Annotated in this window: 11 protein-coding genes and 1 rRNA gene; 10 read left to right on the forward strand and 2 right to left on the reverse strand. The window is 70.8% G+C overall.

Annotated features, from left to right (window positions below; all coding sequences use genetic code 11):
* The 5 genes from B085_RS0135575 to B085_RS0135595 form a co-directional block, all read left to right on the forward strand.
* Positions 1–197, forward strand: a 197-nt coding sequence (locus B085_RS0135575) for a hypothetical protein (RefSeq protein ID WP_026251783.1), incomplete at its 5' end; no start/stop codon positions are given.
* Between the two features lie 95 nt (positions 198–292).
* Positions 293–475: a hypothetical protein gene (locus tag B085_RS0135580; RefSeq protein WP_018563366.1), complete on the forward strand. Its 183-nt coding sequence runs from the start codon at positions 293–295 to the stop codon at positions 473–475.
* Positions 476–480: 5 nt separating this feature from the next.
* Positions 481–1881 (forward strand): replication initiator protein RepSA, encoded by a 1401-nt coding sequence (gene repSA, locus B085_RS0135585; RefSeq protein WP_037733137.1) that lies wholly within the window; start codon positions 481–483, stop codon positions 1879–1881.
* Entirely contained in the window at positions 1878–2066 is a 189-nt protein-coding gene (locus B085_RS0135590; protein WP_018563368.1) for a helix-turn-helix transcriptional regulator, read from the forward strand. The genes repSA and B085_RS0135590 overlap by 4 nt, the downstream gene beginning before the upstream one ends.
* On the forward strand, positions 2066–3268 hold the full coding sequence (locus B085_RS0135595) for a tyrosine-type recombinase/integrase (protein WP_018563369.1): 1203 nt from the start codon (positions 2066–2068) through the stop codon (positions 3266–3268). The genes B085_RS0135590 and B085_RS0135595 overlap by 1 nt, the downstream gene beginning before the upstream one ends.
* 79 nt (positions 3269–3347) lie before the next feature.
* Here B085_RS0135595 and mtnA read toward each other — a convergent pair whose 3' ends face one another.
* Entirely contained in the window at positions 3348–4484 is a 1137-nt protein-coding gene (gene mtnA, locus B085_RS0135600) for an S-methyl-5-thioribose-1-phosphate isomerase (RefSeq protein ID WP_018563370.1), read from the reverse strand.
* A gap of 143 nt (positions 4485–4627) precedes the next feature.
* On the opposite strand from mtnA, the gene B085_RS0135605 reads away from it, so the two are divergent.
* From B085_RS0135605 to B085_RS0135625, 5 genes are read left to right on the forward strand one after another with little or no spacing between them, the layout of a single operon-like run.
* On the forward strand, positions 4628–5881 hold the full coding sequence (locus B085_RS0135605; protein ID WP_018563371.1) for a DUF7544 domain-containing protein: 1254 nt from the start codon (positions 4628–4630) through the stop codon (positions 5879–5881).
* A 5-nt stretch (positions 5882–5886) separates the two neighbouring features.
* Positions 5887–6546 carry a DUF4129 domain-containing protein gene (locus B085_RS0135610; protein ID WP_018563372.1) on the forward strand — a complete coding sequence of 220 codons (660 nt, stop codon included), beginning with the start codon at positions 5887–5889 and terminating at the stop codon, positions 6544–6546.
* Positions 6543–7769, forward strand: a complete 1227-nt coding sequence (locus tag B085_RS0135615) for a DUF4350 domain-containing protein (protein ID WP_018563373.1) — start codon at positions 6543–6545, stop codon at positions 7767–7769. The genes B085_RS0135610 and B085_RS0135615 overlap by 4 nt, the downstream gene beginning before the upstream one ends.
* A complete protein-coding gene (locus B085_RS0135620; RefSeq protein ID WP_018563374.1) occupies positions 7766–8734 on the forward strand; it encodes an AAA family ATPase in 969 nt (322 codons plus the stop codon). The genes B085_RS0135615 and B085_RS0135620 overlap by 4 nt, the downstream gene beginning before the upstream one ends.
* Positions 8735–8752: 18 nt before the next feature.
* Positions 8753–10063 carry a DUF58 domain-containing protein gene (locus tag B085_RS0135625; RefSeq protein ID WP_026251784.1) on the forward strand — a complete coding sequence of 437 codons (1311 nt, stop codon included), beginning with the start codon at positions 8753–8755 and terminating at the stop codon, positions 10061–10063.
* A gap of 148 nt (positions 10064–10211) precedes the next feature.
* Here B085_RS0135625 and rrf read toward each other — a convergent pair.
* Positions 10212–10328 (reverse strand): 5S ribosomal RNA (gene rrf / locus B085_RS0135630).
* Positions 10329–10451 lie beyond the last annotated feature (123 nt).

A 10451-nucleotide genomic window follows, 5' to 3' on the forward strand; every position in this document is an offset into this window, starting at 1 on the left:
GACAGGTCGTGGTCATCCAGGCCGCGCCGCCGTCCTACGCCGGGAAGATCCTGCTCACCCTCACCGCAAGCGCCGGTACCGCCCTGGTGATCGTGGTCCTGGCCTTCGCGTTCCAGATGATCGCCGCCGCCGCTGCTGCGGCCATCCCCACCGTGGGCGGGGCCAGCGTCTCGCTCCACCTCGCACGCAAGCGCTAACGGGCCCCCGGGGCGGCACTCAGCCGCCAAGCATCGACCGCCCCGGACGCCCTGCTCCCTCTCAGACCCAACGGACCCGAAAGGACCGCCACATCATGCCCCAGCACGCCCTGAACCGGCCGGTCTGCCGCGACTGCGACGGCTTCCCCGTCGTCGCCATCACCACCGGCACCCGCCTCCCAGACGGCACCCGCGCCACCCTCCGCGTCACCTGCCCGGCTTGCCGCGGCACCGGCTACACCACCCCCGCCCCGGTCCTGGCCCGGACGGGGAGGTGACCGCCTTGACCGACACCGCCACCGCGGCGGGCCTGGACCCGGCCACCCTGCGCGATCTGCTGCGGGTGGCCGGCGCCCCGGACTTCAACCGCTGGCAAGACCAGATCCGCCGCACCGGCGGCTGCTCCGATCCGATCCACCTGACCGGCTACACCAAGACCCTCGACCGGGCCACCGGCACCGTCCTCCACACCTACTCGACGGACACCGAACCCGGCGGACGGCTCCGTGTGGCCTGCGGCAACCGCCGCGCCTCACGCTGCCCCTCGTGCGCCTGGACCTACGCCGGCGACACCTACCACCTCATCCGCGCCGGCCTCGTCGGCGACCCGGGCAAGGGCACCCCCGAGACGGTGCGGGTCCACCCGAAGGTGTTCGCCACCCTCACCGCACCCTCCTTCGGCCGCGTCCACAACCGCCCCAGCACCGGCACCTGTCGCTGCGGCGTCCGCCACCTTGAGGACGACCCGGCGTTAGGCACGCCGCTCGACCCGGAGGCCTACGACTACGCGGGCGCGGTGTTGTGGAACAACCACGCCTCCGACCTGTGGCGGTACTTCACCATCTATCTCCGCCGCGAGATCGCCACCCGCGTCGGCCTCACTCAGAAAGCGGCCCGCGAACAGTGCCGAGTCTCCTTCGGCAAGGTCGCCGAATACCAACGCCGCGGCGCAGTCCACTTCCATGCCGTCGTCCGCTTCGACGGCCCGGACGGACCCGACTCCGCGCCCCCGCCGTGGGCGACCCTCGACCTGCTGACTGATGCCATCGGGGCCGCCGCACGCCGCGTCGCGGTCCCCGTCCCGGCTGCCGGCGACCAGCCCGCTCGCAACCTCACTTGGGGCACCCAGCTCGACGTGCAACCCATCCGGTCCACCGATGCCGGTACGGACGGGGAGCTGACCGAGCAGGCTGTGGCCTCCTACGTGGCCAAGTACGCCACCAAAGCCGCCGAGACCACCGGCACCGTTGACCGCCGGGTCGGCAACCGGGAAGCCCTCGTACTGCTCGGTGTTCCCCCGCACCCGCGGCGGCTGATCGAAGCCTGCTTCGACCTCCACAAGCTCTACCCCGACCGCAAGCTCCTCGACTGGGCCCACATGCTCGGCTTCCGCGGCCACTTCTCCACCAAATCCCGCCGCTACTCCACCACCCGCGGCGCCCTACGCCAGGTCCGCGCCGACTACCGCGCCGCCCAACAACGCGCCGCCCTCGGCCTGCCCGACCCCGACGTCACCCCGGAGGCCACCACGCTCGTCCTCGCCCACTGGACCTACGCCGGCCACGGCCACACCCCCGGCGAATCCGTCCTCGCCGCCACCATCCACCGCGACATCCAGCTCAACCGAGAAGCCGCCCGCGAAGCCCTGCAAGACCTCCGAGCGCAGGAAGGAGTCATCGAATGACCACCGCCACTGAGGAGCTGCTGACCGTGCCTGAGGTCATGGCGCGGCTCAAGCTGGGGCGATCGGCCGTGTACGAGTTGATCCGGACTCGGCGCCTCGTCTCGATCACCATCGGTCGGTCCCGGCGAATCCCCGCTGACGCGGTGGCACGCCTGATCGCTGACCTGATCGAGGAGTCCCGCTGATGGCACGACGCCCCAATGGCGCGGGAACGATCGTCAAGCGCTCAGACGGTCGCTATCACGCTGCCGTCTACGTCCCCCAGCCGGACGGCACCACCAAGCGCAAGTTCGTGTATGGCCGGAGCTACGACGAGTGCGATGCCAAGCGCCGGAAGTTGATCGAACGTGCCCAGCACGGCATCCCGACGCCGACTCGGGACATGACTTTGGGCGATTGGTTCGACTACTGGTTGGAGTGCGTGGTCAGGCCGTACCTGTCGGTGGGCAGCTACGAGACCTACGAACAGACGGTTCGCCTCTACCTGCGGCCCCGGCTCGGTCACGTCGTGATGTTCAAGCTCGGCGTCAAAGAGCTGCGAGCGGCTATGACCAGGCTGGCTGGTGACAAGAGCAGCAAGACCGCCAAACACGCCCTGCGGGTCCTCTCGGCGTCGCTGACTGCGGCCATGGAGGAAGACTTCGGCCTGACCCGGAACGTGGCCAAGCTCGTCCACGTACGGGCTCCCACGGACAGCGGGGAGAGCTGGGACGCGGTGCAGGTGCTGCGCTTCCTCGCTGAGGCCCGGCGCAGGACGGTCTACTACCCCGGACTCCTGCTGATCCCGTTGCTTGGTCTTCGCCGTGCTGAGGTCTGCGGCTTGCGGTGGGAGAACGTCGACCTGGACCGCCGCGTGCTGTGGGTCGAGCAGCAGCTCCAGCGCACGGGCGCTGGCACGATCGACGTGGATCCCAAGACCGAGACTTCCAAAGCTCCGCTGCCGCTGCCGCCGCAATGCATCGCGCCGCTGCGCTGGCAACGGATGCGCACGGCGTGGCTTCGGGAGCGTGCCTTGGCGGCTGGACGGCCGTGGTTTGATGACCCGGACGGACACGTTTTCGTAACGAATACGGGGCGTCCGTGGTCGGCAGACAACCTGTATCAGACCCTCCAGCGGGTCCGTGCGACGGCGGGCCTTGGCAAGATGAATCCCAAGGGTCTGCGGAAGTCGTGCGGGACTCTGCTGGTGCACCTCAAGGTCCATCCCCGAGTGACCAAGGCGGTGCTCCGCCACAGCCGGATCTCGACCACGTTGGACATCTACGCTGAGGCGCTGGACCCCGACGTAATCGAGGCGATCGGGCAGCTGGATCGGCTCCTGCGTCAGCCGGCGCGGCTGGAGTCGTTGCGGAGCGTCACCCATGACGACGCCGATCAGCCCGACTGATGTCAGCTGTCGATGTCACGGCCTCCTGGCCCGCGAATCGTCGCAGGTCAGGGGGCCGTTTCCATGCTTCAGCCCGGGATCATCCCATTACCTGATCGTGACCTGGAGCACGAGACGGGCACAAAGCTGCCAGGGCATCGGGGGTGACCGGCGAAACCACGCCGTTTTCGGTGACTATTGCCGTTATCAGACCCGCGGGTGTGATGTCGAACGCAGGGTTGTACGCCTGGGTGCCGAGCGGCGCCACAGGGTTTCCGGCCGACTCGGTCACTTCGTGCCCGGGACGCTGCTCGATCTCGATGGACGAACCGTCGGCGGTGCCCTGGTCGACGGTGGTGGTGGGGGCGACGACGATGAAGGGCACGTTGTGGTACCGGGCGAGCACGGCGAGCGGATAGCTGCCCACCTTGTTGGCGACGGAGCCGTCCGCGGCGATGCGGTCGGCGCCGATCAGGACCGCGTGGACGTTGCCCGCGGCGAAGAGTGAACCGGCGGCGTTGTCGGTGAGCAGGGTGTACGCCATGCCGGAACGGGCGGCCTCGTAGGCGGTGAGACGGGCGCCCTGGAGCAGGGGGCGCGTCTCGTCGACCCACAGGCGGCGCAGCTGGCCCTGGCGGTGCGCGGCGAGGGCGACGGCGAACGCGGTGCCTTCCCCGCCGGACACGAGCGCACCGGTGTTGCAGTGGGTGAGGATCTGGTAGCCGCCGCCGGGGAGGAGCTCGGCGAGCAGTTGGAGGCCGTGCCGGGCCATGGCGGCACTGGCCTCCTTGTCCTCGGCGTGGAGGCCGCGGGCCTCGGCCAGTGCCGCCGCAGCGGCGCGTTCGGGGTCGCCGCCGGCGCTGCCGGTGAGGGCGGCCCGGTAGGCGGCGAGGGCCCGCCGGACGCCGTAGGCGAGGTTCACGGCGGTGGGCCGGGCGTGGGCGAGGGATTCAGCGGCCTCGTCCACGTCGTAGCCGCGGACGGCGGCCAGCGCGACGCCGTAGGCACCCGCTATGCCGAGCAGCGGGGCGCCGCGCACGGCGAGGCCGCGGATGGCGTCGACCAGGGCGGGGACGTCGGTGCAGACCAGCTCCACTTCCTCGCCGGGCAGCCTGGTCTGGTCGAGGAGGACGAGGACGGGACCCTCCGGCGGCTCCTCCCAGCGCAGCGCAGGCAGGGGCTCGTCGGGATTGCCGTTGGAATCGTTGGCCAGAGTTACCACGTGCTGATCACCCATCTGCTCAGTCTGCCGTGAACGGCAGCACGTTTTGAACGGTTGCGGTACTCCGCATCCGCAGGTACAAGCCCACTGCGCCCATGGCACGATGGCCACCGTCCCGCCGTTGGACGAGTAGGTAGCGCAGTAATGAAGGAGCGACGATGAACGACTCTCCGGGCTGGGCCTCGCCCGGATCCTCACCCTCCGGCGACCCGGACCGCACCGACGGTCCCGGCGAGCCGCAGGACGCTGCGCCGCAGAACTGGTCCCAGCAGCAGCCGCCCGCCGGGCAGTGGCAGGCAACCGGCGGATGGGGCACCCCGCCCCCGCCCACCGGCCCGGTCTGGGGCGGCCCGGCACCCTCCGGCTGGCAGCAGCCGCACTGGGGTGCGCCGCCGTCGCCCAAGCCCGGCGTCATCCCGCTGCGGCCTCTGGGCGTGGGTGAGATCCTCGACGGCGCGGTCTCCACGATGCGCGCGCACTGGCGCACCGTGCTCACCATCTCCCTCGCGGTCTCGCTGCTGACCCAGGGCGCCATGCTGCTGGTCCAGGGGCTCATGCTCGACGACAGCGCGACGATCAACTCCCTCGACGAAGGTGCCGACCCCTCGTTCGGCGACGTCATGAACGCCGTCGGAGGCACCCTGGCCGCCGGAGGTCTCGCCCTGGTCATCACCTTGCTCGGGTCGGTGATCGCCACGGCGATGCTCACCATGGTCATCAGCCGGGCCGTGCTCGGCCGCCAGGTGACCTTGGGCGAGGCATGGTCCGACGCCCGCCACCAGCTGCCGCGTCTGTTGGGGCTGACGCTGCTGCTCAGCCTGATCGGCGGCGTGATCATCGGCATCGGCATCGTCCCCGGCGTCCTCGTCGCGGTCGGCGGCTCCACAGCCGCGGGTGTGGGCCTGGCTTTCCTCGGCGGCGTGGTCGCCCTCGGCGTGGTCGTCTGGCTGATGATCCGCTTCAGCCTCGCGTCGCCCGCCCTCATGCTGGAGAAGCAGGGCGTCCTCAAGTCCATGGCCCGCTCGGTCAAGTTGGTCCGGGGTTCGTGGTGGCGCATTCTGGGCATCCAGTTGCTCACCGTGATCCTCGTCTACATCGTCTCGTCGATCATCCAGATTCCCTTCGTAGTGGTGGGAATGGCCGCCGGTAGCGACGGCCTGTCGGCCTTCGCCTCGGGCAACCAGGCAGGTCTCGGCTGGACGTATCTGATCGTCATCGGGATCGGCGCCGTCATCGGATCCACCATCACCTTCCCCATCCAGGCCGGCGTTACCGCCCTGCTCTACATGGATCAGCGGATCCGCCGCGAGGCCCTGGACATCGAACTCGCCCGCGCCGCGGGCGTCCCCGGCCACTCCGAGGCCCTCGGCGCCGCCGGCGCACCCGGCAACAGCTCCGCCACCGGCGGCTGACGCCGGTGTCGGGGAAGGACGTACCGGTCACCATTCCCCGCGGCCCGGCCCGTGAGGCCGCCGAGGACGAACTGTCCAAGGGGATCTACCACCGCGACGACCCGAGCCTGCTCGAACGCGCCCTGAACTGGCTCTGGGAGAAGTTCGACCATCTGCTGGACACCGCCTCCGGGGCCACCCCCGGAGGCGCCGCCGGCCTGGTGACGATCGTCGTCGTGGTCGTGCTGCTGGTCATCGCCCTTCGACTACGGCTCGGCAAGCTGCGCGCCCAGCCCGCCACGGGCACCGGGCTGTTCGCCGACGTCCCGCGGACCGCCGCCGAACACCGCGCCGCCGCCGAGGAACACGCGCGACACAACCGGTGGAGCGAGGCCGTCCGGGAACGGATGCGCGCGATCGTGCGCTCCCTGGAGGAACGGACCCTGCTCGACCCCCGCCCCGGCCGGACCGCCGACGAGGCCGCCGCCGAAGCGGGCCGTACCCTACCCGGCCTCGGCGCCCGCCTCGCGGACGCCGCCCGCACCTTCGACGACGTCACTTACGGGGACCGCCCGGGCACCCAGGACGCCTACGCTGCCCTGCGCGAACTCGACACCGAAGTGCAACGCACCAAGCCCCGGTTGGCCGACAACGGCACGACCGCCGCCGGAGGTTCCCGCCCGTGACCGACACCCTGTCCCCGGCGCAGGCACCCGCCCCGGCCACTACCTCGGCCTCCCCGACCGCGGGCCAGCTGTGGACCCGCTCGCGCACCCTGCTCGCGGCACTCCTCACCCTGATCCTCTTCGGCGTCCTCTATGCCGCCGCACGCACCGGTGAGAACCATGACGCACTCGACCCCCGTTCTCCCGACCCGTCCGGCAGCCGGGCCGTCGCCCAACTCCTCCGCGACCAGGGTGTGAGCACCGAGGTCGTCACCACGACCGACGAGGCCGTGGCCGCCGCCGGTCCCGGCGCCACCGTCCTCGTCACCGCGCCCGATCTGTTGACGAAGCATCAGCAGGACGCGGTGCACGAGGCGATGGAGCGCTCGGGCGGCCGCTTCGTCCTCCTCGCCCCCGGTGAGCCCTCCATCGGGCGACTCGCTCCGGGCGTCCACTACACGGGGCCCGTCCCCGTCCGTGTCCTCGAACCCGGGTGCGGGCTGACCGCCGCCCGCACCGCCGGCTCCGCCGAGACCGGAGGCGGCAGCTACGCGACGTCCTCCGGCGACGCCGACCGCTGCTACCCGGATGCCCCGGGCGACTCCACCCTGCTGCGCCTCCCCGCAGCCAACGGCGGCGACACCGTCGTCCTCGGCACCCACACGCTCCTGCAGAACGAGAACCTCGCCGAACAGGGCAACGCCTCGCTCGCCATGCAGATCCTCGGCGCCCACCCGAAACTCGTCTGGTACCTCCCTTCACTCAGCGACGCCTCCGCCTTCGGCGGCGGCCAGGAAAGCTTCCTCGACCTCATCCCCGACGGCTGGAACTGGGCGGTGCTCCAGCTGTTCATCGCCGCCGCCCTCGCGGCTCTCTGGCGCGCCCGTCGCCTCGGCCCCGTCGTCGCCGAGCGGCTGCCCGCCACCGTCCGCGCCTCCGAAGCGACCGAAGGACGTGCCCGCCTCTACCGCCACGGCCGGGCCCGAGGCCGCGCTGCAGAGGTACTGCGCACCGCCGCACGCGACCGCCTCGCCCCGCTGCTCGGCGTCCCCCCGGCCCAGGCACACGACCCGGACGTCCTGCCCGCCGCGGTGGCCGTCCGGCTCGACGACCCTGCCGTCGACCCGCACAGCCTGCTGCAAGGTCCCCCTCCCCCCGACGACGCGGCCCTGCTGCGTCTCGCCGACGACCTCGACGCACTGGAACGCCGCGTCCTTCTCAACGAGAGGAAAGCCACCCCGTGAGCGCCGCCCCGACCGCCGACAGCGCCCGTGCCTCCTTGGAGGCCCTGCGCACCGAAATCGCCAAGGCCGTCGTCGGCCAGGACCCGGCCGTCACCGGCCTTGTCGTGGCCCTGCTCTGCCGGGGCCACGTCCTCCTCGAAGGCGTCCCCGGAGTCGCCAAGACCCTTCTCGTGCGCGCCCTGGCCGCATCCCTCCAGCTCGAGACCAAGCGGGTCCAATTCACCCCCGACCTGATGCCCGGCGACATCACCGGCTCCCTCGTCTACGACGCCCGCACCGCCGAGTTCTCCTTCCAGGCGGGACCCGTCTTCACCAATCTGCTGCTCGCCGACGAGATCAACCGCACCCCGCCCAAGACCCAGGCATCCCTCCTGGAAGCCATGGAGGAGCGCCAGGTGTCCGTCGACGGCATCCCACGGCCGCTGCCCGAGCCGTTCCTCGTCGCGGCGACCCAGAACCCCGTCGAGTACGAGGGCACCTACCCCCTCCCCGAAGCACAGCTGGACCGCTTTCTCCTGAAGCTGGTCCTGCCGCTGCCCTCCCGTGAGACCGAGATCGACGTCCTCACCCGTCACGCCGACGGCTTCAACCCCCGGGACCTGGACTCCGCCGGTCTGCGTCCGGTCGCCGGCCCCGCCGACCTCGACGCCGCCCGGGCCGCAGTCGCCAAGACGCAGGTCTCCGCCGACATCACGGCCTACATCGTCGATATCTGCCGAGCCACCCGCGAATCCCCCTCTCTCACCCTCGGTGTCTCCCCCCGAGGAGCCACCGCCCTGCTCGCCACCGCCCGCGCCTGGGCCTGGCTGACCGGCCGCGACTACGTCATCCCCGACGACGTCAAAGCCCTCGCCCTCCCCACCCTCCGGCACCGCATCCAACTGCGGCCCGAAGCCGAGATGGAAGGCACCACACCCGACTCCGTGATCACCTCGGTCCTCGCCCGCGTCCCCGTACCGCGCTGAGACGGGCGACGACCCACCATGGCACTCACCGGACGTACCGCCCTACTGGCCGCCCTCGGCGCCCTCGCCGTCGGTCTGCTGCTCCCCGGCTGGAACGGCATCCTGCTCGTCGAAGGCATCCTTTTGTTCGGAATTCTGTGCGATCTGGCACTCGCCGCGCCAGTACGAAAGCTCCATTTCACCCGATCCGGTGAGACATCCGTTCGACTTGGAGAGACGGCGGAGGTCGCCCTCACCGTGACCAACCCCAGCCGACGCCCGCTGCGTGCCCACCTCCGCGACGCCTGGCCACCCAGCAGCTGGTACCCGGGTACCGAGGTCGACGCGTCACGTCACCGGCTGGCCATCCCGCCCGCGGAGCGCCGCCGAGTGACCACCACACTGCATCCCACCCGCCGCGGCGACCGGCACGCCGAACGCATCACCGTCCGCTCCTACGGCCCCCTCGGCCTGGCCGCGAGGCAGGGCTCCCACCATGTCCCCTGGACGCTCCGGGTCCTCCCGCCCTTCCACAGCCGCAAGCACCTGCCGTCACGCCTGGCCCGTCTCCGGGAACTCGACGGACGCACGTCCGTGCTCATCCGGGGCCAGGGAACCGAATTCGACTCGCTCCGCGAGTACATCCCCGGAGACGACACCCGTTCCATCGACTGGCGGGCCACCGCACGCCGGGCCACCGTCGCCGTCCGCACCTGGCGCCCCGAACGCGACCGCCACATCCTCATCGTCCTCGACACCGGCCGCACCGCCGCCGGCCGCGTCGGCGACGCACCCCGTCTCGACGCCGCCATGGACGCAGCGCTGCTGCTGGCAGTCCTCGCGGGCCGGGCGGGCGACCGCGTCGACCTCCTGGCCTACGACCGCCGTGTTCGCGCATCCGTCCAGGGCAGGGCAGCCCGCGAGATGCTCCCCGCTCTGGTCAACGCCATGGCTCCGCTCGAGGCCGAGCTTGTCGAGCCCGACGCCCGCGGTCTGGTCGCCACAGTCCTCCAGCGCGCCACGCAGCGCTCCCTCGTCGTCTTCCTCACGGGGCTCGACGCAGCGCCCATGGAAGAGGGCCTGCTGCCCGTCCTCCCCCAGCTCACCCACCGCCACGAGGTCCTCATCGCCTCCGTAGCCGATCCCCGTATCGAGGAGATGGCCGAGGGCCGCGGCAGCGTGGACGCCGTGTACGCGGCCGCGGCCGCCGAACAGGCACGGGCTGAACGCCGCCGCGTCGCCCAGCGCCTCTCCCGGCACAACATCACCGTCGTCGATGCCCCGCCCGCCGACATCGCCCCCGCACTGGCGGATGCCTATCTCGCTCTCAAGGCCGCAGGCCGGCTGTAGAGAACGGTCCGAGAGGATCCTGAAAGCAGTCAGGGCGGGCAGAAGGCACTCTGCCCGCCCTGTGCTTGGGCCGGTCAACGTATGGGGGTCAACGCAAAAAAGCCCCGGCTCCCGAGTGATTAAACTCGGGAGCCGGGGCTCAATATTTGTTCGGCGGCGTCCTACTCTCCCACAGGGTCCCCCCTGCAGTACCATCGGCGCTGAAAGGCTTAGCTTCCGGGTTCGGAATGTAACCGGGCGTTTCCCTAACGCTATGACCACCGAAACACTATGAAACCAACAAACCGGCACCAACCACCCCACCAAAACAGGGGGCCGGGGTTCGTTGTTTCAGAACTACACAGTGGACGCGAGCAACCTATGGACAAGCCCTCGGCTTATTAGTACC

Source organism: Streptomyces sp. BoleA5 (assembly GCF_000373665.1).
GTDB lineage: Bacteria > Actinomycetota > Actinomycetes > Streptomycetales > Streptomycetaceae > Actinacidiphila.

What these genes read in the sequence shown, in the direction of transcription:
- mtnA (WP_018563370.1), bottom strand. Translation starts at nt 4,484, where the DNA reads ATGGGTGATCAGCACGTGGTAACTCTGGCCAACGATTCCAACGGCAAT.
- B085_RS0135625 (WP_026251784.1), top strand. Translation starts at nt 8,753, where the DNA reads ATGGCACTCACCGGACGTACCGCCCTACTGGCCGCCCTCGGCGCCCTC.
- B085_RS0135595 (WP_018563369.1), top strand. Translation starts at nt 2,066, where the DNA reads ATGGCACGACGCCCCAATGGCGCGGGAACGATCGTCAAGCGCTCAGAC.
- B085_RS0135605 (WP_018563371.1), top strand. Translation starts at nt 4,628, where the DNA reads ATGAACGACTCTCCGGGCTGGGCCTCGCCCGGATCCTCACCCTCCGGC.
- B085_RS0135580 (WP_018563366.1), top strand. Translation starts at nt 293, where the DNA reads ATGCCCCAGCACGCCCTGAACCGGCCGGTCTGCCGCGACTGCGACGGC.
- B085_RS0135590 (WP_018563368.1), top strand. Translation starts at nt 1,878, where the DNA reads ATGACCACCGCCACTGAGGAGCTGCTGACCGTGCCTGAGGTCATGGCG.